This is a genomic window from Teredinibacter sp. KSP-S5-2 (assembly GCF_032773895.1).
Classification (GTDB): Bacteria; Pseudomonadota; Gammaproteobacteria; order Pseudomonadales; family Cellvibrionaceae.
Genome location: NZ_CP120416.1, coordinates 1,748,807 through 1,769,237, shown reverse-complemented (window position 1 = coordinate 1,769,237; position 20,431 = coordinate 1,748,807). Strand labels below are relative to the sequence as shown.

Here is a 20,431-nt window from a genome sequence, read left to right as displayed (position 1 = left end):
TTATGAAAACAAAATTACAACTACTATCTGTCGCTTTTCTGTCTTTCTTTTTGCTAACAGGGTTTGGCATTAAAGACTTAAAAGATAATATCAAACCTAAAACCGACAAATGTCAGAACTCGGATAACAAAAAAGACTGCGAGTCACGTAAACAGCTTCAATCTGCAGCAAAAGTGGCTGCCATTGGTATTGCAGCCAAGATGATTTACGACATGGCCATTGACTACAAAAGCGAAACCACCAGCGAAGAGAAAGCAGTAATCAACGCCTATAAGAAGCAAAACAAACGTGTCCCAAGAGACAATACCGTGGTTTCTTATGAGTCCAGTTTAACCCCAGGGCAAGTCGTAAAAGTTGGTAAAAAAGTCGCGGTTGTTTCTGACTTGAAGGTAATTCGGGGTAGAGATAAAAAAGAGGTACTGATTCAAGAACGGATAGAAATCTTCGACAATGAAGACCCCAAGCGTTCAATCAAAACTCTGCTAAAAACCGTTAACAAGGAAACCAAGAAAGGCGGCGCTTTCAAGAACTCATTTGCCTTTGTACTTCCCCAAGGTATGCCTCAAGGCGTCTACCCCATCAAAACCAACCTGGTTATTGACGGAAAGAAATCAACCATAGAGAAGAATGAAATGCAGCTCGTTCTCCACATTATGGAGAACGGTGACTATAGAATCGCGCAAGCAAACAGCCAACAACACTTAGCAAGCTTAAACTAGCTTACCCAGAGAGCATAAACCAACCTCCCCCGGTTTATGCTCATCGCGCCTTTGCCTATTTCCAAAACTGAAAGAGCTTGCCTATCACGCTTCTGTCGTGTGTGGTGCTGGCTCCGCATCGAATAAAATGTGGGGTATACAGTTTATCTTCCGACATGATGTGCTTGGTTAGCCAGTTTTTTAGAAAGTGCAGCAATTCAAAGCCTAGCTTTTTGTTGTCTTTGATCACCTTCTGGTGCATTTCCAGCACTTGATCAATTAATTGTTCATGATGCTCTTTATGTGTTTCAAAATCGGGATAATTCAAGATACGCATCAAACTTTCTTCCACAGCAAAATGTATGCGCGTGTATTCAATTAACCGATTCAAAATCGGTAGTGCCACGTCGTTGCCTCGCCGCTCATGAATTGCAGCATGAAGCTGGTTCAACAGATCCACCAACACCTTATGTTGATCGTCAATTTCTTCAATACCAACGGACAACTCATCAGACCACTCAACTAACAGATCGCCTTTTACTTCTGTTGCGTTTGTATTCATTTTGCCTACCTCAAAGTCTATTGATCAAACTCTATACGGTAAGCAAAAAGACTCTTTGACGGGCGTCAAATTCGGTATGCATGGCACAGGTAGAACAAATTTACGACATCAAAAATGTACGAAATTTGCAAGCAGCAGATAGAAAACGAACTCAATACCAAAATTATTCCTGCTGAATATTTTTGATTAACTGAGCGGCAACGTTTTCATTCTTTAATATACCTGTGTGATCGGCCTTATAACCGATAACTCGTCTAGCCTGTTCCTGAGCCTTAGGCTGTAGCATGCTTTCAATGGTCACCACACCATCATTGCTCTCAAATACCAAAGTGCTTTGTGGTTGATAACCAAACATTAGATAGTGAGGTAAATGCGATGGGTAAGGTTGGTCAAATAACTCAGTTAAAAACTGACTGTTTGTGGCCATATCTTTCCATACTGGAAAAACAAAGGGAGAACGACTTGCGCCCTTAGTCGCATCCGCATTGCCACCCCAAGGTGTTGAGATACTGGTAAAAGAATGCACCTTGTTGCAGTTATCATAGACATTACAGCGGTTAATATAATCTCGCACCACTAACCCTCCCATGCTGTGGGCAATAACATCAATCTTGGGAATACCATAACGTTTTTGCAACTGCGTTACTTGCGTAAACAACTCCCGGCCATTAATGGCTATCGACTCCCCTGATGGGTAAAAGTAAAACCATATCTGGGCATGTTCGTTCTGTAGTTTTTCAGCAAAATAATTAAACGTCAGTGGGGAATCATTAATCCCATGCACAAACAGAATTACGGGTTTATTGGTGTCTACTTCAGAGGTTGAATAAATCCCCCGCATACCTTGATGAACAAAATGGACAGGCTTCCACATCCCCAGCTTTATTACTTCGGCATTAAAGATTGAATGGTGTGGCGACGCTTCGTATACAAATTGTTTGACTGATAGCTGCGCAAAAGGATTATGAGATTGATTGACTCGTGCGTATTTCTGATCGACTTGATAATTAGGCTTTTCCCTATGAAGCTGCAATACTGAGGTCAGAGGTTCATCCGTCTCAATCGACTGATCAACGCGAACCAGAGCATGGGGTTCATTCAATTGAAACACCATATCCCGGTTTTCATCACAAAAGCCGTGAACCCAACTCGGCACGGAATGACTGCGAAATACTGTGTTTTGCACTTGCTCCAGGTACACTGGCGTGGTCACAACATGATTTAACTCATAGCTGTAAAACGTTAAGCCGAGAGGTGAATCACAAGTGTCAGGGTTTGCAACTTCAACTTGAAGCTCCAGACCAAAGTCGATAATTTCGTTAATCACACCATTTTTTATAAACTTAGGCGTGCAAGATATAAGAAAGACCGTAATACAACTCAGTCCGAATAGCGCTGCCTTCTTAGGCAAAGAATTTCCCATCGTCATAAGTTTCCTGAGAACCAGTAGGTATCTAGGGAGTATATCCAAGTTCTCAGGAAGATGAATATACCCGGCTCGCATTATTCAAGAAAAGCGTACTGTGTGTTCACTACCGCTTTCATTTCCTTAAGAATATTGGTTAAGCCCATGTATCCCCGATCATAACTTAACTGCTCTTCCCTGAATGCCTTCATAAACCTCGAATATTTTTTGCCTTCATTTAAGGTATGACTTGGATGACTGACCATATTGGTAAAATCAAATGAAGAATGAACATACGGCTCAATAAACCATTCACACACTTCCGCCATCATTGGTTCTAGGTATTGATTAAACGTTGCAACATCCAGGTCGACCGCCAACATATTGATCTTTTTTAACCCATCCAGAAGCACCTGAGCATTCTTATTCAGGTGATACTCTTTAAATGAATGAAAGAGTTGCTTGAGTAAGCCCCGATATTCTTGATCAAAACTACGGACAAAACCAAAGTCCAAAATACCTAAACGACCATCCGCCATAAACAGAAAATTACCCGCATGAAAATCCGCGTTAATTTTTCCATGCACAAAACAAGTTTCATGAAAATAATCAAACAATAATTGACCAAAGTGATTTCTATCGGACTGACTTGGATTGGTTGCCAACCATTCTTTCAGATGTTTTCCATGAACAAATTCCGTTGTTAATACTCTCTGTCCACTGTATTCGGAATAGATTTGAGGAATACAATATTTTTCAGCACTCAGCTTTTTCTTAAACCACTCCGTCTGCTTAGCTTCCAGCGTATAATCCACCTCTTCATACAAGCGTGTTTCCACCTCCTTGAGCAAATGATCTAACACCTCTTTTTTGGGGACATAGCTGGTGGTGGTAGCCAGAGTTTTTAGCAATCCCTTCAATAATGAAATATCACTGGCAATTGCAGTAGCAACACCGGGATACTGAACTTTCACTGCCACAGGCACATATTCATCGTTAATAACAACAGTAGCCTTGTGCACCTGACCAATACTAGCCGCAGCAAAAGCATCCGCTTCAAATGTGTGAAATAAATGACTAGCGGAATGACCAAACTCCTGAACAAAAACTTTTCGAATATGCGCTCGGTTAAGGGCAGGCACTTCATAACAGGCTTTAGCCAATTCAGACCTTACTCCTTCAGGCAAAAACTCGGCTTCGGTACTCAGAATTTGAGATATTTTTAATGCCGTCCCCCGCAACTGGCTCAGCACGGAAAAAACAAGTCGCCCCAGGTCTTTTTCATGAGAAAGTTTCAACGCCTCGCGCCGTTCAGGCGCACTTAAGGCCACGCGGCTGACATAACTCAGGTGCTTAACACCGGTTTTTGCTGCACCGACACCCGCAATCATTCCCCGAGCAAATCTACGCTCAGGTAACGTGCTTTTATCGCTTACTTTTCCCATGTATTCTCCGCCTCCATTGAATTCATCTTGTCGGCAAAACCGCGAAACATATGCCCACCATTTTGGATAAATTGAAATAGATGACGCTTAACAAAAAAGCCAACAAAATCCATCAACTGATTAGCAATACCACTTTGTAGAATATTTACTCCAAGGTTTAATGACATATCCACCATTTGTGTCGTATTACTGAACTCTTCTGAGTCATCTTTAATCCAGTACAGTAAAACCCCAATTAGAAATTCATTCATCAACCCAACCAATGCTCCACGAAATGGAAAGGCTGGAATCTCCTGATCAAACTCTGCTTCATCCAGAAATCGATTGATAATTGGCGCGAACTCCTGCCGAATGGGTGCAACTTCCTGCCACATAAACGACTGAGAAGTAAGAATATACTTGGCAGAGGATGCCACAAACTCCCGATCCGGGAGCAGTTGCTGCAGATAGATGTCGACTAATAGTTGGAGCTTCTCCCTCAGGCTATACTCATCAATCTCTTCTTCCCAGAGCTCCGCCAGGGTGTCATCAGCTTTAAGCTTGTAGTACCCCAGAATCAGCTTTTCTTTGCTCGGGAAATACTTGTAGATAGTCGCATCCCCTATTCCCGCCTTACGGGCAATTCCTTTCATCGTTGCCTTATCAATTCCTTTCTCAACGAACATGTCTATAGCCGTATCGACAATGAGCCGGCGGGTTTTCTCTTTTTGCTCTCTTGATACTTTCATCAGCCACCTCCTTAATTTATATACATACTATCCTTTAGGTGCGATTTTTTCAAACATTAATAGATAGCCAGTATCGTTTAACAAGAAAAAAATGATAAATTTCACCATTAGGACGACCTTGTTTCATGCTTATAGCCCTGCTTCTTAGGAGGGCCGTTAAACAGCCAGTGAAATAGATACGGCTGCTAACAAAGAGACTTGCGATGGGTCAAAGTATGCTCAGGGCTAGCCCCATGATTACCTGGGCTCGGGTATAATTGCCGCCGACGCGTACATGACTAAAACCAACCATATTATCTTTGAGTATTCTGCAGTTGATTCTACGCAACTTGCCCCCATACTAAGGTTGACGTTTGGTTCTATTACTGTACATTAGCGACCGAATTTTTTAGCTCCAATCACACACCTAATATAGGGGATTCTAATACCATGACCATCAAACTAGGTATTAATGGTTTTGGCCGAATTGGCCGTTTTGTTTTCCGTGCTTCTTGTGAGCGTGATGACATTGAAGTTGTTGGCATCAACGACTTGATCGACGTTGAATACATGGCTTACATGTTAAAGTACGACTCTACTCATGGTCGTTTCAACGGTACCGTTGAAGTGGATGGTAATAGCTTAATTGTTAACGGCAAAAAAGTACGTGTAACTGCTGAACGTAACCCAGCTGACCTAGCATGGGGTGACATTGGTGTAGACGTAGTTGCTGAAGCAACTGGTATTTTCCTAACTGACGAAACTGCACGTAAGCACATTGAAGCTGGTGCGAAAAAAGTTGTTCTTACTGGTCCATCAAAAGACGCAACTCCAATGTTCGTTATGGGCGTTAACCACGAATCTTATGCTGGTCAGGAGATCGTTTCTAACGCTTCTTGTACTACAAACTGCTTGGCTCCAGTTGCTAAAGTATTGAACGACAAGTGGGGCATCGAATCTGGTCTAATGACTACTGTTCACGCTACTACAGCAACTCAAAAAACTGTAGACGGTCCTTCTGCTAAAGACTGGCGTGGTGGTCGTGGTGCTTCTCAGAACATCATCCCATCTTCAACTGGTGCTGCTAAAGCTGTAGGTGTTGTACTTCCAGAACTAAATGGCAAACTAACTGGTATGGCTTTCCGTGTACCAACTGCTAACGTTTCTGTTGTTGACCTAACTGTTAACCTTAAAGAAGCTGCAACATACGAAGAAATTAAAGCTGCTATGAAAGCCGCTTCTGAAGGCGAGCTTAAAGGCATCCTAGGTTACACAGAAGACGCTGTAGTTTCTCAAGACTTTATCGGTGAAACTCAAACTTCTGTATTCGATGCAGACGCTGGTGTAGCGCTTACTGATAAATTCGTTAAAGTTGTATCTTGGTACGACAACGAAATCGGTTACTCCAATAAAGTATTGGACCTTGCTGTACATATTAGCAAGTAAGCTTCTAGCTCCGATAAAAAAACCCAGCATATGCTGGGTTTTTTTATGCCTGCATAAAATGCTATTGCATACTTGTCGTACCAAAATCAAACTCAATATTTCCAGTAGAAAATTCAAAGACTCTCCCATCATCTAAAGAAATATTTAAAGTTAAATTCAATGGACTTGTCTCTGGAAATTCAATAGGAACTATACGCATTCCCAGAGAAATTGTATTTTCATTGGCCACAAACTCTATTATATTCTCACCAAGATTAGGGTATTTATTTGTAATAACTGAAATCAACTTTAAAAACCCCAGCCAACTCATTTCCAGCAAGGAACTGAGCCGAATAATCAGTATTACTTGTAATAGAAAACCCTGTCACAACCTGATTGCTGTATGGTAAAACCGATGAACAGGCATAAGCCTTTGGGAACAGAGAAAACTCTAACTTTGACTCAATTTTACTATTTTGCGTGATAACAACCTCCTTATTTCCATTAAGCTCAATAACCAATAGCTTTGGATCAAACGCTACATCCCCATCTCTCCAGAGAGTATTTTCAGCATGAACATCCGCTTTCAGTGAAGTAACAACATACTGCGGATAGTAGTCTCCTTCTACACACGAATCCATGCTATCACTTTTACACCCAACCAAGACAAGAACAACGTATCCAATTGAAGCAAATTTTACTATTGAGTTCATCCACAAATCCTTCCTATGAATATAATAATACGTAACTGATTCTAACAAACATCAATATTCAACACGAATTATTATTCTAAAGCTTCGACCAACCAAGCTACTCCAGTTTCATACATCATGATTTAATGTACAGCCTACCTTGTCGTATCTATATAGTTCAGAAAAAACTAACCAAAATAGATATAGCTATAGTTTCTTTGAAGATCGAGAAGAAATTAAACAGGAAAAATAATCAAATGTACTAACAATTTAACTTTAGGAAAAAGTATTAAGCTTGATAGCGCCCTCTCTAAAGAAGGCGCTTATAGAAATTAGCAACTATCAGCACCAACAGATGTTGTACCAAGAATTGCTTTAAAGTTATTAAAAGAATTAATCCGACTCTGAACCTGAGATGGGTTACCACCATTGCATTCCAACGCACCATTAATTGAACGAATGGTACAACCGAACCCATTATTGCCCACGATACATTGATGCGCAGGCATCGTGCCGGGTCCATTTTGCGTCATCCAATACCAAAGCGCGGTTTTCCATGCAACAGCGGGATCTTGTGCGACCAAGTCAGGGTTACCCCATAAATCAATTCCCAACGCTTGACCCGCTGAACAGTAGTTGTAGTTCCAACTTAACTGAATAGGCCCACGGCCATGATACTGCTTACCGGATGCGCACACACCACAAGGTGTGCTGGTTCCAGAACAGTATGTACCACCGGCAATTTCGTTAATGTAAACCAAGTTTCCTGTTTCGTGGGCAAAGTTAGCCATCGCAGCAGCCGCTTCACGCCTTCTCATGGCTATATCGCCGGTGCCAGCGAACTCAGGATAAAAAGCTGCCGCCTCAACTAAACCTTGATAGGTATAGAACGGATTCCGATTCGGGAACATCTGATCAAACTGCGCTGAACTCACTACATCGGAAAACCCACCCGTGGTACCGCCAGAACTTGAAGAAGAACTGCTGGAACTGGAAGAGCTACTGGATGATGACGAGCCACTTGAACTACCACACTGTGCTGCTGAAATATCGGTCCAGGCGTATTGGTAGGCCCAACCAACGCCAGGCTCATACGCAGCAGAGCCAGAGGAACACCAACCGGCAACGGTACACTCATAATTCCCGCCCGCGTTCGTTACCTTATCGCCAACGGCATACGTCGCACCCGGAGAATACGCAGCGCAGTTACTGGAGCCTCCGTTAGAAGAGGAAGACGAACTTGATGAAGAGCTGGATGATGAACTCGACGAACTACTGGAAGAACTTGAAGAAGAACTGGATGATGAACTACTGGTACTGGAGCCACATACACCCAGATTATTCCACACCTGCCAAGGGCCCGAGTTATCAGACGGATTAGCATTTTGATTCCACCATCTGGCTTGGTACTTGGAGTTGGTATGCACCACTTCCTGACCGCCAGTATACACAGCCGATGCTGACCAATTGCTTACGCCTGTGCAATCAACAGCATTCACCAGAGGCGAAAAAGTCATTACAGAAAAAAGGCCCGTAGCAAAAACGGCGATCTTTTTCTGTCGAGAAAAAAAATCATTATTTATTCGGAACATCGTTATACCTCGTAGCTTATTGTTATTGGTTTTGGATAAACGAATAGAAATATATTCAAAAAAGAAAAAAGCAGCCCACGGATAAATTACCATTTAGAATATAAACCGTTACGGCTGACAAACCTTACCGTGTAACCTTCAACATGTACAGCATGTTCAAATTTTTACTGTCTCCAGAGCCAAATAAATATTACAGAGAATAGGCAAGCTAATAACCATACAGATGCTAGACTTTTAATAAGCAAGAACAAAAAGCGGGTATCTATGATCGAGCGCTCGGTGATCAACGGCCTGACGGAAAACGAATGGCACTTCATGTATTTTGCTGGTGTAAGCGAAGTTTCACCAGAACAACTCACCATCAGTCAAAATCAACTATGTGGTCTGCTTTCTGTACTTGATATCCACTCAGGTATTGGCTGTGGTGCAGCCATAAATCCACTCTATTTGTACAACGAAAAAAAGGCTACCCCATGGCATGCCGCCTTTGCTCTTATTTTTTCACATCAAAAAACCGCATTAACAAAAGCCGCCAACTGCAATGCTCTGCTATATATACCGCCCGATTATTTTCATAAAAGCTTCCATACTCATATCAACTGGCCGAATGAAGCAATTCGTAAATATGATCTGCATTTAGAAAATAAATATTTGTTTCTTATCCCATTTATGGTTCACGCAAATATTCCGGCTATCGCTAACTTGGCGCAACCATTAAAAACGGCGGATGAATTATTTGAAATCTATGGTGCATATGAATTTATTGAAGAGGAAGCAGATAAGTTACTTGCCGAGTTTGCCCAAATAGCCCATCAGCAAAAACAGTGTTAGCACTTGGCCTCATTGTAGAGGCCAAGTTTGTGCCCTAATCAAATCCACCACACGCGCAAACCTTTTATTTCCGTAGACCAACTTGCAGGAGGATTACCATGCGCTATTGCTTCACCAATTAGCCAGCTATCAAAGTATTGTGGATTGCCAAACACAGAAGTGTCATTACCTTCCCCAATAGGAATGGACTGAAATCGATACCCGACCAAATTTCCCCAGGTATCTTTTATCTGATACGAAATCCAGGTTTCATGAGATTTAACCACCACGCTATACCAGGTATTATCTGATAAAGATGTACAAGTATTCGGGTATAACTGACGAGGCAGAGGAAGCGGGTTGCCATTGGGATTGGTAACGTTTCGGTAGGCGTGCTCAACTTGACTGATTGTACCGTATTTACATGCATCAGGGCTCGGGTGCATAGTCAGGCCACCAATAATCAGACCGCGATAATTATATGATGCATTCAAGCGGGCATCTTCATTACTAAAAGGTATGTGCACATATTTTCCACGTAAACCAATGAAAAAGTGCGCATTGCTATTGTCTGTAAAATAATTATTGGACCGAAAACGAAACGACATCACCTGAACCGTTTTACCAGAAGGCTTAGGTGTCCGACCTTCCAGCGTTCTGGATGCAGGAACATGTCCCGTTGAAATTCGCTCGTAAATAGGCTCAGACGGGAAATCGTCCCCGTGAAACACTTTCTGCGATACCACTTCCAGGTAATGATGTTTAAATACTGCATCGACAGGAAAAGCATAATTCGGTGTCGAAAAATCCGAAAAGCTTTGACTACTAAACATCAATGTAACCGCTAAGAAAAATATTTTCTTTAACATGCTGCAATCTCCATAAAACCAATAAATGACGGAACTAATTTCTGTCGACCCAGTCTTTCAACTTAAGAGTTTGGTGGGAACCACACGTCCTCGTCGACAGTATGAACATCGTCTCACAGCGCTCAGAGTAACAATTGATACATCGTCTAAATGAAAATACTCAAGGTCTACAATAATGACTGAACTAATCGATCATCTACTGAATGATATTGAGTTATCTGCCAGGATTATTCAGAGTGGCCAACTCAATCATTCAGCAATCTACGATGCCAAAACTGGATTCAGTTTTATTCATGTATTAAAACAAGGCAGCATTCGATTTCAGTCACCGAAACATAAAACCATCCACCTGAGCAAACCGACTTTAACCTTGTACATCCGGCCATTAACTCACAGCCTAACGCCCGTCTCCTGCGGTGCAGAGCTGCAATGTGCATCGTTTAAAATTATTAATACCCAACACCCGATAATCCAACTCCTACCCGATGTAGTGTGTATTGAGTTAGATGATCTTAACCAGCTATCACCAACATTGGCACTTATTGAAACAGAATCAAAAAATACAGGTTTTGGCGACAAATTTATCTGTGATCGCGTCATTGAAATACTGATAGTCAAAACCCTCAGACTTTTAATTGAACAGGGAAAAATCAGCACACAAGCCCTGGCAGGATTTTCTCACCCCAAACTTGCCAAAGCCTTATTGGCCATTCATCAAAATTACGAAGAAAATTGGACACTGGAAAAACTTGCCAACTTGGCTGGCATGTCCCGCGCCAGCTTTTGCAAATGCTTTCATGAAGTATTAAGCGACACACCTAATATGTATTTAGCGAAAATCCGCCTATCACAAGCGAAAAACCTATTAAAACAGGGCATATCACTAGAATTAGTGGCGGAAAAAACAGGATATGCTACGGCCAGCTCATTATCCCGCAGCTTTAAAAAGCGCTACCAACACACTCCAAGCCAATGGATAAAACAATCGCGAACGTTAGCTTAATTTACTGCGCAAAATAAATCATATTGTCGCGATATTTATTTTTTAATCTACCCTAAATAGATATATCTACATTAGACACTTATAACATAGTGTTTTTTTGCGATTAAACCTCAAGTATTCATTTTGATTCTTTGACAAAGAAAGAAACACAAGGAACAATCCCTCTTCTGGTCTTATTCAAAAAAATCGGGCATTAATTACCTGGCTCGACATGAATAGTCTCTATCGCAATAAGGAAGGTTCACTGTGTTATTCCGCTCATTATTTTCATACATACACCTGATAACGCTTTCTGTTTCCTTCTTTTTCCGATCACTCAAACTACGCAACCAAAACCGTGTGCATTCACTGGGTGTCAAAGGCAAACTTATCGTCCCTCCAGGCACCACTTCAGATATATTCAAAGGCTTCGTTTCGTCAAAGTTTAATCCAGATGGGTTACAAGTACAGTTTCATCGAAATGAACGAGGCGGCGTCTGTTGTGACTGGAAAAGTAAGCGTCAATTTGAAGGCTATCCCAACATACTGCATGGCGGCATTGCAATTTCTCTTCTCGACGAACTCAGCGCTTACGCGGTGTTTGATGCGTTTGACGCCTACGCCCTGTCCGTCTCCTGTAAAGTTAGATGGCTAGGTAAAGTTCATATTGGCAAAATCATTCACGGTAAAGGCCGTGTTCGTAGACGCCTTGGAAGATTGATAGAAGTGGACAGCGTACTGATGAATTACGATGGACGGGAGTTGGTAACCATGACCAGTGTTTTTATCATTCCGACCAAAACACAATTTAGAAAGTTTATTGATATTTCAATTCTTCCGGAAGAATCTCATCCCTATTTTGGCATAGATCGTTTTTAATAATAATTACTGAGCTGAGGAGTAGAGAAATGCAGGGTGTTTTTGAACGTATTATGACTACGCCCCACAAGCCACAACATCTGTATCCTAGATACAGTCAACGAGACAAATCCGAAACCAACTCTCCACGCTTTGTACCAAACCCACACTTTTTCACCACCATCGTTGGAGGACAATGGCACACCTATTCCTGCTCTGTCTGGCACGGTGCCAGCACAATTACTCAGGCACAAGAAAACAAATTAAATATCTTTGCCAAAAAAATGCAGCTGAAAAAAGGGGACCGGATACTTGATGTCAGTTGCGGTTGGGGTGGGCCAATTAGCTATTTTTGTAAGCAATTCGGCGTTGAGGGTGTTGGTATTACCACTGTCCCGGAGCAATACATCTATGCGGAACAAAGGGTAAAAGAAAATCGGGTTCAGGCTGATATTCGTTTTCAGCATTGGCAAGAACTACCTGAGGATGAAATCTACGATGCGATCTATGCCGATGAAGCCGTTGTTAACCTGGCCGATGCACAAGGTTTCTTTGAAAAATGTAAACGCCTGTTAAAGCCGGATGGAAAGCTGGTCATTAAAGAACTTCACTTTACTCATTCAACCCACGCCCCCAAAAAGAACAAACCAAGATGTTTGGCTAATGCCATTTACGGTTTCACAGGTAAGTATCGAACACTTCATGAAGAACTGCAGTTAATCGATAATGCCGGCCTGCAGCTAGAAAACATTGATCAGATTCCAATACAAAATTATTGGATAACCGTTCACGACCAGTGGTTGCGTGCACTGGAAGACAATAAAGGATTTTTATGTCACCTTACCAACGCGAAGTATGTAAAGAATTTCTCGCTTTGTCTGTATGGCTATTTACGACGCTTCAATAATGACGTATTTCGCCTTCATATGATAACCGCCTCCCCCAAAGGGCAAGCAAACTAATATAGAGAAAAACCACCCAGCTACACCGGGTGGTTATGTCTAACGCTTTTTATGTTGTCGAATCCGATGCTTCCCTGACAAACCAAAATCCCCTACTGTTCGATTCACTCAACCTCAGTATTAAAACCGATACACACCCCATAGCCGCGCACAAAGCAACGCAGAGCATACCGTATTTAATGGAAGAGGCACCGGAGATAAAACCAATCACCGGAGGCCCAGCAAGAAAGCCTGCTGTCCCCATTGAGGCAACAGTTGTCAGCACAAACGCGCTTCGTTTTGCCGCTGCAGCGTAGACACAGGGTGTGACTGGTGCCATCCCCAAACCGACTAAGGCAAAAGCGATGAGCGCCGAATACAACGTGCCTAGGCTAACACCAACCAATAAACCGATCGCGGCAATAAAACACCCAGCTGAAATCATCGTATGATCGTCAATACGATCACGAATTCTATCGGAAAACAATCGGCCTATTACCATCGAAAGGGAAAAAATTGCAATACCAAAAGGCATCAAAAACGCGGAGGCTTCCACTTCGCGAGCAAGATACAACGCTGACCAGTCATTCATCGCCCCCTCTACGATAGTGCCAAAGAACATCACTGCTCCCAATCCCAATACAGCGCTAAAAGCGGATTTCTCTGAGGGAGAAACACGCTGCTCTGAACTTGGTTTTTGTGGCAAAAGCCCTCGAACGCCAAAAATCAACACAATCATTAGCAGGGCCACTGAGGAAAAATGAATTAACAAATCCGAAAAGAAATAGACAACAAAAGAAGAAAACAGTGCTGACGCGAGTAAACCAAAGCTAAATGCGGCATGCAAAATCGACATCCGTTTGCTCTCCGTCACCTCTTCCAAACGCGCTCCCTGTGAGTTCATGGCCGCGTTGAGGAATGCACAGGCAACGCCTTCGAGAAACATCCAAATAATGCCGACATAAAAGCTATTCACAAACGCCAAGCCGCTGAGCAATAACGCTAAGGTTGCTACGGCAAAATAACAGACGATATGACTCCCCCACCGGTTTAAAGAAAACGCAATAAGCGGGAAGGAAACCACTGCCCCAATACCACATGCAAGTAGAACCATCCCCATTTGCGCGGTATTAATGCTCATTGCATCCATTAATTGAGGAATACGCGACGCCCAGGTTGCAGCGTTCATCCCCAAAATAAGGAAAAGCAATAAAATTGAATAATGTGTCCGTCTATACCGGCCACTAATTGATTGAAATTTCATAAAATATTCCGAATGATTTATTGTAAGGTTAAGGTCATGTAATAAGCATTACTGCCGTAACCCAAACTTTTAGATGCTTGTTTTTCCAAACTAAAACCTTGCTGCTGCCAGTATTTTTTTGAGTTATTCACAGACACCAGAGAGGCGGTTAAAAAGCCATTTTGCTTTGCTTGAGAAAGTGCATTAGATAACAAGCCTTTTGCCACACCCTGCTGACGATATGACGTCGCCACCACAATATCGTGAAGATGCAGATTGAAACGCTCATCGATTTGTCCACGGTCAGTCAGATGTGGAATCTCTCCCCGAGGAAACGGGTACGCAATCAGATAACCCACAACATCATCCGCTTTTTTTGCAACAAAACATCCCGGTGGATACACCAGAGTTTTTCTTGCTAAAGCAGATTCACCTTCCACCAAGTCTGTCGGGTAAGCCTTCGTTTCCAGCATCGCTATGCCAGGCCAATATTTTTTGTACATTGGTTGTATATCCCAACTCATACCATTACCCCACACTCGCAGCATATTGTTCACTAACAAATGGAGACTGCAGAGATGACGGAACCGATGAGGTGTCCTGAGTAACAATGGGTAACTGAGTAAAGGAGATAGGTAAAGGCGCAAATCCGTTAAAGCCTTGTGTTGAGTAACTTGAAGCATAGGCACCGCAAGACAACACCCACACCGGATCGCCCGATTGAATCGACGCTGGCACGTCAATTAAATTGTGCTTAAAACAAAATACATCATCGCTGTCACAAGTTGGTCCGGCAACAACAGCCGGTAACATTTTTTGATCGCTGTGATGTGGAAAAACCAATCGATAACGCAACTCATCGGTTTCGTATAATCCATTAAATTTTCCGCAACTTAGATATAACCAGTACTGATGACTGCCATCCAGTTGTTTACGTAACGTTAATCGGGAAACATGCGCTCGAATTGCGCCCTGATCAGCCACCATAAATCGGCCTGGCTCGACAATAAACTTAAGTTGTTTTCCGGCAACACTATTCAACCGCGCCATTCCCTGCTGCATAGCCTGAAAAATACAGTTGAGCGATGGGGTTAAAGGCGACCCGGTTTTATCCAGATAACCCAACGCAGGTAAACCGCCACCCAAGTTAATATACTCCAGCATAATTCCCTGTTGCCTTAACTGGCCCACCGTTTCTTCCAAAACCAAAAAGGTCTCATCCCAGGAGGAAGCCTGCATTTGCTGGGAACCAATATGAACCGACAACCCGGCCGGATTAACGCCCAACGTTTTGGCTTTCAGCATGACCTGAATTGCCTGCTCTTGGGAACAGCCAAACTTTTTGCTTAACCCCCATAACGCACCGCTACCGGTTGTCGACAAACGACAAAATACATTAACACCGGGCGCATTTCTGGCGATGGCAGACACATCCTCCATCGAATCTGTGGCAAAGTCTCTGATCCCCAACCAGTACGCATGTAAAATCTGCTGGTCGGATTTAATGGTATTGCCATAATGAACACGATGTATATCCGCACCGTTACTCAGCGCCTGAATAATTTCATTTGGACTGGCTGCATCGAAGCCCGCCCCCTTGCGCCTTAAACACCGAACAATCTGATCGACCGGCCCAGCCTTCATGGCAAAACGAATATCCACTTCAGGTAACGCGTTGTGTATTTGGTCATATTGTTGTTGTATACCACCAAGATCGTAAATAAGACGGTCTTCGTCGGCCAAGGTCAACGCCTCTTTCATTGCTGCTGAAATCATAATTTTTTCCTCTTAGCTGACAGCTTGTAGTTCTAGTTTTAATGCATAGCTTTCGGCACTGGACATCAATCCGCGCCAGGATAAAATCAAGTGAATATAGTCTTTAAAACCCTGCTCGGTTTTTTCTTGCCACGCCTCACAAAGTGCAGGAATAGTTTTAGCAAACTCCGCATATCGCCCACCTAACCTTTGATAGGTTTCATAAGCAACGGTGAGTTTTTTGCGATTTTCCGCATCACCTAAGCGCAACGACTGCTTGATAAAACGGGTTAACCTGGGAATATCAATTTGGCCCGACTCAGTAAGCAGCTGTTCACCACACCTCTCCAAACTTGAATAGATGCTGTGAAAATATGGCATGGACATAAGAAAACGGACATAACGAGTGTGATACTTTATAAAACCCTCATCGGTTTTTCGTTCTTTCGTATAATAATTTTCGATATGACGATTGTGGTACACACCCGGTGTTTGAGTGTGCTTTAACACATGCATCAAAAAGTAATCACTACCAATGGTTTCGGTTACCGGCGGCAGAGGCAGCTGTTCCTGAATATCAAAGAAACAAATATTGCACATATCGATACGCATTGGGTCGACCACGCCAAGCAGACTGTAGTCCTGCTTAAAACGTTCAGTTCCAGCTCCTTTAAACGAAACCGAAACCAACTCATTTTTTTGTTCCTCTGTTGTTTCAGAGTCCGCCCATAAGGCCACCAAAGTACGATAAGCTTCTGCATCAATACTCTGTATATCGGCAAGGTCAACAGACATCTCACCAATAAAAGAGCCAGCCACCATGGCAACACGTTTATCGTTAAGTGAACCAGATAATGTGTGCTCAGTGACGTTATCCACACAGGTTGCGGCAACTTTCCCAATCGAATTCAGTTCATGATAAATGGGAAACATATACTGACCATTGTGCTTTTGATAATGACTGTCTGAATCCCGTCGGTGTACACTGCAACAGCCTAACGCTTTAGCCAATAAAAAAACGCGATTGGTACAAGCTCCATACGATACGGTTTGCGGCAACATTAACTGAATTAACTCTTCCGTTTTTAAACCACACCTCTGTGCGCCTTCAGTCGCATCAATAATTGCTCGCAAATGTGTTTGCTGTTCTTGTTCATCCATATGAATAATTTGCAAGCCCGGAATGCTACTCGTACTCAAAACTGCATTGCGATTATCGATCAGATCATTCCCCTCTGATGTATCCAAAACCAGTAAACAAACTTCTACGGCAAAGGTATCGATCGCGTATTTTGCTTCTTCGGCTAACAAGGCAATTGCTTCGACACAACGCCGATTAGTTGGTAAACTCAAGCATATTTTTTTCATTATTAGCTCCTCAACCTGCCAACTTTTCTTGTTCAACCCAGGAATCCAGCCCCAATATTTTCCTGCCAAGCGCATTCAATGATGCCCTGCCATATCGTTCGGATTCATGAAGTCGGGAGTCACCAATAAGTGTTTTATTCCACTCCGGGGTCTGCAGGTTTTGCCAGGAATTGATTCGGGACTGTCGCAAACCATGATGCGTTTCCAGTGCAGGCATCATCGACAAATACTGCACAGAGCGTACTTTTTCATCGGATACATTTTCACCCACTCCGTGAGCAAGAAGTCCGTTAAATATCAGTAAATCACCGGCTTTAAGTTGAGGAGCAATAACCGGGTATTCATTCCAATCTATTTTTGGACGAATCGGATCTCTATCAGCCGGCTGGTTTTCCCGCCATTGCTCAAACTCATTAAACAATCTTGGGCAGCACTGAAACCCACCGGTTTCAATACAGGTATCATTCAGCGCAATAATTCCCTGAACCCGCTGCGGCGGTATGGGTTGAGAAGTGTCCACGTCCCAGTGCAGATTTATATCAAACCCTTTTTCTGTGGTTGCAATAAGAGATCGACTTCGATTGTGACGATTCGGCGGATTAAGATTCAACCTATCCAGTGTTGTCCAAAGTTCTTCACAATCCCAGATATCAACAAATGCGTCATAAACTCTTTGGCTCTGACGACTATCCCAAATTAATTGGTGATGATAGGCCTCAATAAATCCATAGATGTATAACTCACGTTCCAGATCACCAGTAAAGGACTTCTCCTCATACCATGATGCAGGATCCTCCCGTCTTAAGCCTTGAAACTCCCAAGCGAAATCAAATAGCTTATTAGCGTGTTCAGTGGAAATAGCATTGCGAACGATAACGTATCCATCATTAATCCATTGATTCCAGTCGCTCTCAGAAAGAACTCTCAGCGGCAAACTTTTTTTTATTTTGTGCAAATAAAAATCACACGCATAAGTTTCACCATCACTACTGTAAAATTCACGCTCGGTGCAAGCACGATGCTTTTTTTGTTTTTCGGTATTCATAACCTTTTCCTAATTAATTAATTTTTAGAACTTTGACAGCCCTACCATCAAAGCCCCGCAGCAAACGCCACAAATTAAGAAATACCGACACACTTTTTTTTAAGCGACAAAACAAGGACAAAGCTAGCACTTTGTATTTGAAAAAACACTTTTAAAAACAGCACAAAATAAGTAGGAATAAAAAATAAAACTACCAACTTTGTATCAATTAATTTAATAAAAAGAAAACTGAAAAAAGAAAAAATAAGACAATTTAATTACTGAACACTCATTCAATAAATTAAAAAACACACAAACAAGACACAAAAGATTCAAGCAATAAAAAACCAACTAAAACAATCAAAAATAATTATGCGATTTTTGTACAATAAGAATTAAAAAAACATTAACCCTGGCAGAGAAAAATTTATTGATACCTATATACGCTTAGTCAAATAAAATAAGCGATATCTAAAATACTGCCTTTAAATTTGCAGAAAAGCTTTAGCGTAAAATACGTAGGAAGAGCAGAAGAAATATCGTCCAAAACTGAGTCAAAAAAAAGCCCGCTATAGCGGGCTTTTTTTACGGGTTGTTAAGGTATTCCGGCACTATATAAATAGCAACATAACGCCGAGCACCATGGCAAAAGTTGCTACACCGCCGATGATTGCGCTGAGTAGCGGATGCTTGGTATAAAATTGGCTAATGGGTACAGGAATCCAATCTTTTAATGTAACTTCGGCACTCATCTGCTCCGACCTTTTCGATTCAACATCGGTACGGAATTGGAAATTGACCCTGCCCAGTAAAATCTTATCTTTATGGCGTAAAGCGGATTCAGTCTTTTCCACACCGTTTATCTGCAGTCCGTTGCTCGCATCCAGTGCAGTGATCTGATACCCCTCGAACACACGGGTAATTTTTGCATGGTGACGGGATACTGTACTAACATCAACCTGGCAATCGGCATCCTCTGCTCGCCCAATAACCCAACTGGCACCATGATCGGTACCTTCCAGGTTATATACCTTGCCACGTATAGGCGCAGTCATCACAATCAAACGTGGACCGCTGCCCAATGTAAGTTCACTGCCATATTGTTCATTGATTGAACGAATACTGCTGCGCTGCCCCAGACTTAACATCTCTGTTTTATCCGAATCGTCTCCCCTTGCTTCCATACGGGCAGAAACCTCGCCAGAAGCCACCTTGGAACGAAGCATCTCAGCGAAAGGATCAATATCCTCATCCAAAGATGTTTCAGGCTGGGCAACCGGGGACGGTTCTGGCTCAGGTACAGGCACGGGCGCTGGGATCGCTTCCTTTCGGTTTCGGGAACTCTTAGGTGGCGTAATTGCAGGAATAACAGAGGAAACGACTTCGTCCGTTTTGCGGCCTTCAGAAGACAGGTTCATCTGAGTAATATCGGCATCCCCTGCGATTGCAGTGGTAATGCGAAATTCAACAGAATCGAAACGAATCTGGTCTCCCACGCCAACCGGTGTACGTGAATGTACTCGCCGTCCGTTGACAAAGGTACCATTAGAAGAGCTTAAGTCCTCGACATAAATGCTGTTTGGTGCAACCAGAATCTTGGCGTGATAGCGGGAAATATTCAGGGATCTCAAGACAACCGTGCAATCGACCTCCCTTCCTATCAACATCTCTCTCTGGATGGCAAAAGACTCTCCCGTCTCTGACGACCTTAAAAACAATGACGTGATCATAAGTTTTTTATGTATATGTCTGAGTGTTGCTGTTCTGAGAAGGCTCTCAGGGCTTGCGCGCCATTAGAGCATATCTTTATCGAGGTGTCATTTTTGTCATCCAAGAAAGCAGACAAGGAACACTCAAGACCCGGCACATGAATAAAAAACGCTCAAACATACCCTTTGGAAACCCGAATGGAGCAGCTCCAGATTTTTGCTGTTTGTCTATTGACCAGTCTTTCTGCCTAGCAGCTTTTGATTAGAGAGGTAGGATAAAGCCTATATCTTTAAAGCGCGCACAAAAAAGGCCACCCGAAGGTGGCCTAGTCAGGAGATACCCTGC

At 42.6% G+C, this 20,431-nt stretch carries 20 protein-coding genes; 6 read left to right on the top strand and 14 right to left on the bottom strand.

The window, feature by feature from the left end:
• The first annotated feature begins 2 nt into the window (after window positions 1-2).
• Entirely contained in the window at window positions 3-719 is a 717-nt protein-coding gene (locus P5V12_RS08080) for a hypothetical protein (RefSeq protein WP_316956842.1), read from the top strand.
• Between the two features lie 55 nt (window positions 720-774).
• Here P5V12_RS08080 and P5V12_RS08075 read toward each other — a convergent pair whose 3' ends face one another.
• From P5V12_RS08075 to P5V12_RS08060, 4 genes are all read right to left on the bottom strand, one after another.
• On the bottom strand, window positions 775-1,260 hold the full coding sequence (locus P5V12_RS08075; protein WP_316956841.1) for a bacteriohemerythrin: 486 nt from the start codon (window positions 1,258-1,260) through the stop codon (window positions 775-777).
• A gap of 163 nt (window positions 1,261-1,423) precedes the next feature.
• Window positions 1,424-2,587, bottom strand: coding sequence for an alpha/beta hydrolase (locus P5V12_RS08070; RefSeq protein WP_316956840.1), 1,164 nt, complete (start codon window positions 2,585-2,587; stop codon window positions 1,424-1,426).
• 176 nt (window positions 2,588-2,763) lie between these two features.
• The gene (locus tag P5V12_RS08065; RefSeq protein ID WP_316956839.1) at window positions 2,764-4,110 is read right to left on the bottom strand and encodes an AarF/ABC1/UbiB kinase family protein; all 1,347 of its coding nucleotides are present in this window, start codon (window positions 4,108-4,110) and stop codon (window positions 2,764-2,766) included.
• Window positions 4,098-4,838, bottom strand: a complete 741-nt coding sequence (locus P5V12_RS08060) for a TetR/AcrR family transcriptional regulator (RefSeq protein WP_316956838.1) — start codon at window positions 4,836-4,838, stop codon at window positions 4,098-4,100. The genes P5V12_RS08065 and P5V12_RS08060 overlap by 13 nt, the downstream gene beginning before the upstream one ends.
• A gap of 429 nt (window positions 4,839-5,267) precedes the next feature.
• Here P5V12_RS08060 and gap point away from each other — a divergent pair, with 429 nt between their 5' ends.
• Window positions 5,268-6,263 (top strand): type I glyceraldehyde-3-phosphate dehydrogenase, encoded by a 996-nt coding sequence (gene gap, locus P5V12_RS08055; protein ID WP_316956837.1) that lies wholly within the window; start codon window positions 5,268-5,270, stop codon window positions 6,261-6,263.
• Window positions 6,264-6,324: 61 nt separating this feature from the next.
• On the opposite strand, the gene P5V12_RS08050 is transcribed toward gap, so the two are convergent.
• From P5V12_RS08050 to P5V12_RS08040, 3 genes are all read right to left on the bottom strand, one after another.
• Window positions 6,325-6,549, bottom strand: a complete 225-nt coding sequence (locus P5V12_RS08050) for a hypothetical protein (protein WP_316956836.1) — start codon at window positions 6,547-6,549, stop codon at window positions 6,325-6,327.
• Window positions 6,527-6,955 carry a hypothetical protein gene (locus P5V12_RS08045; RefSeq protein WP_316956835.1) on the bottom strand — a complete coding sequence of 143 codons (429 nt, stop codon included), beginning with the start codon at window positions 6,953-6,955 and terminating at the stop codon, window positions 6,527-6,529. The genes P5V12_RS08050 and P5V12_RS08045 overlap by 23 nt, the downstream gene beginning before the upstream one ends.
• 311 nt (window positions 6,956-7,266) lie before the next feature.
• Window positions 7,267-8,526, bottom strand: coding sequence for a glycoside hydrolase family 19 protein (locus tag P5V12_RS08040; RefSeq protein WP_316956834.1), 1,260 nt, complete (start codon window positions 8,524-8,526; stop codon window positions 7,267-7,269).
• 315 nt (window positions 8,527-8,841) lie between these two features.
• Here P5V12_RS08040 and P5V12_RS08035 point away from each other — a divergent pair, with 315 nt between their 5' ends.
• Entirely contained in the window at window positions 8,842-9,357 is a 516-nt protein-coding gene (locus P5V12_RS08035; RefSeq protein ID WP_316956833.1) for a hypothetical protein, read from the top strand.
• 38 nt (window positions 9,358-9,395) lie between these two features.
• Here the strand turns inward: P5V12_RS08035 and P5V12_RS08030 are convergent, their stop codons facing one another.
• Window positions 9,396-10,205 (bottom strand): hypothetical protein, encoded by an 810-nt coding sequence (locus P5V12_RS08030; RefSeq protein ID WP_316956832.1) that lies wholly within the window; start codon window positions 10,203-10,205, stop codon window positions 9,396-9,398.
• A gap of 175 nt (window positions 10,206-10,380) precedes the next feature.
• Here P5V12_RS08030 and P5V12_RS08025 point away from each other — a divergent pair, with 175 nt between their 5' ends.
• The 3 genes from P5V12_RS08025 (at window position 10,381) to P5V12_RS08015 (ending at window position 13,007) form a co-directional block, all read left to right on the top strand.
• Window positions 10,381-11,208, top strand: a complete 828-nt coding sequence (locus P5V12_RS08025) for an AraC family transcriptional regulator (RefSeq protein ID WP_316956831.1) — start codon at window positions 10,381-10,383, stop codon at window positions 11,206-11,208.
• A 246-nt stretch (window positions 11,209-11,454) separates the two neighbouring features.
• Window positions 11,455-12,066, top strand: a complete 612-nt coding sequence (locus P5V12_RS08020; protein ID WP_316956830.1) for a hypothetical protein — start codon at window positions 11,455-11,457, stop codon at window positions 12,064-12,066.
• A gap of 29 nt (window positions 12,067-12,095) precedes the next feature.
• On the top strand, window positions 12,096-13,007 hold the full coding sequence (locus P5V12_RS08015; protein WP_316956829.1) for an SAM-dependent methyltransferase: 912 nt from the start codon (window positions 12,096-12,098) through the stop codon (window positions 13,005-13,007).
• A 49-nt stretch (window positions 13,008-13,056) separates the two neighbouring features.
• Here the strand turns inward: P5V12_RS08015 and P5V12_RS08010 are convergent, their stop codons facing one another.
• From P5V12_RS08010 to P5V12_RS07985, 6 genes are all read right to left on the bottom strand, one after another.
• A complete protein-coding gene (locus P5V12_RS08010; protein ID WP_316956828.1) occupies window positions 13,057-14,250 on the bottom strand; it encodes an MFS transporter in 1,194 nt (397 codons plus the stop codon).
• A gap of 17 nt (window positions 14,251-14,267) precedes the next feature.
• Window positions 14,268-14,753, bottom strand: coding sequence for a GNAT family N-acetyltransferase (locus tag P5V12_RS08005; protein ID WP_316956827.1), 486 nt, complete (start codon window positions 14,751-14,753; stop codon window positions 14,268-14,270).
• 4 nt (window positions 14,754-14,757) lie between these two features.
• Complete coding sequence (locus tag P5V12_RS08000) at window positions 14,758-16,005, bottom strand: type III PLP-dependent enzyme (protein ID WP_316956826.1); 1,248 nt, start codon at window positions 16,003-16,005, stop codon at window positions 14,758-14,760.
• Between the two features lie 12 nt (window positions 16,006-16,017).
• Window positions 16,018-17,352 carry a DUF6271 family protein gene (locus P5V12_RS07995; protein WP_316956825.1) on the bottom strand — a complete coding sequence of 445 codons (1,335 nt, stop codon included), beginning with the start codon at window positions 17,350-17,352 and terminating at the stop codon, window positions 16,018-16,020.
• Window positions 17,353-17,362: 10 nt separating this feature from the next.
• On the bottom strand, window positions 17,363-18,397 hold the full coding sequence (locus P5V12_RS07990; RefSeq protein WP_316956824.1) for a phytanoyl-CoA dioxygenase family protein: 1,035 nt from the start codon (window positions 18,395-18,397) through the stop codon (window positions 17,363-17,365).
• 590 nt (window positions 18,398-18,987) lie between these two features.
• A complete protein-coding gene (locus P5V12_RS07985; protein WP_316956823.1) occupies window positions 18,988-20,106 on the bottom strand; it encodes an FHA domain-containing protein in 1,119 nt (372 codons plus the stop codon).
• Window positions 20,107-20,431: the final 325 nt, after the last annotated feature.

What these genes read in the sequence shown, in the direction of transcription:
- P5V12_RS08080 (WP_316956842.1), top strand. Translation starts at nt 3, where the DNA reads ATGAAAACAAAATTACAACTACTATCTGTCGCTTTTCTGTCTTTCTTT.
- P5V12_RS08075 (WP_316956841.1), bottom strand. Translation starts at nt 1,260, where the DNA reads ATGAATACAAACGCAACAGAAGTAAAAGGCGATCTGTTAGTTGAGTGG.
- P5V12_RS08065 (WP_316956839.1), bottom strand. Translation starts at nt 4,110, where the DNA reads ATGGGAAAAGTAAGCGATAAAAGCACGTTACCTGAGCGTAGATTTGCT.
- P5V12_RS08060 (WP_316956838.1), bottom strand. Translation starts at nt 4,838, where the DNA reads ATGAAAGTATCAAGAGAGCAAAAAGAGAAAACCCGCCGGCTCATTGTC.
- gap (WP_316956837.1), top strand. Translation starts at nt 5,268, where the DNA reads ATGACCATCAAACTAGGTATTAATGGTTTTGGCCGAATTGGCCGTTTT.
- P5V12_RS08045 (WP_316956835.1), bottom strand. Translation starts at nt 6,955, where the DNA reads ATGAACTCAATAGTAAAATTTGCTTCAATTGGATACGTTGTTCTTGTC.
- P5V12_RS08040 (WP_316956834.1), bottom strand. Translation starts at nt 8,526, where the DNA reads ATGTTCCGAATAAATAATGATTTTTTTTCTCGACAGAAAAAGATCGCC.
- P5V12_RS08035 (WP_316956833.1), top strand. Translation starts at nt 8,842, where the DNA reads ATGTATTTTGCTGGTGTAAGCGAAGTTTCACCAGAACAACTCACCATC.
- P5V12_RS08030 (WP_316956832.1), bottom strand. Translation starts at nt 10,205, where the DNA reads ATGTTAAAGAAAATATTTTTCTTAGCGGTTACATTGATGTTTAGTAGT.
- P5V12_RS08025 (WP_316956831.1), top strand. Translation starts at nt 10,381, where the DNA reads ATGACTGAACTAATCGATCATCTACTGAATGATATTGAGTTATCTGCC.
- P5V12_RS08015 (WP_316956829.1), top strand. Translation starts at nt 12,096, where the DNA reads ATGCAGGGTGTTTTTGAACGTATTATGACTACGCCCCACAAGCCACAA.
- P5V12_RS08010 (WP_316956828.1), bottom strand. Translation starts at nt 14,250, where the DNA reads ATGAAATTTCAATCAATTAGTGGCCGGTATAGACGGACACATTATTCA.
- P5V12_RS08005 (WP_316956827.1), bottom strand. Translation starts at nt 14,753, where the DNA reads ATGAGTTGGGATATACAACCAATGTACAAAAAATATTGGCCTGGCATA.
- P5V12_RS08000 (WP_316956826.1), bottom strand. Translation starts at nt 16,005, where the DNA reads ATGATTTCAGCAGCAATGAAAGAGGCGTTGACCTTGGCCGACGAAGAC.
- P5V12_RS07995 (WP_316956825.1), bottom strand. Translation starts at nt 17,352, where the DNA reads ATGAAAAAAATATGCTTGAGTTTACCAACTAATCGGCGTTGTGTCGAA.
- P5V12_RS07990 (WP_316956824.1), bottom strand. Translation starts at nt 18,397, where the DNA reads ATGAATACCGAAAAACAAAAAAAGCATCGTGCTTGCACCGAGCGTGAA.
- P5V12_RS07985 (WP_316956823.1), bottom strand. Translation starts at nt 20,106, where the DNA reads ATGATCACGTCATTGTTTTTAAGGTCGTCAGAGACGGGAGAGTCTTTT.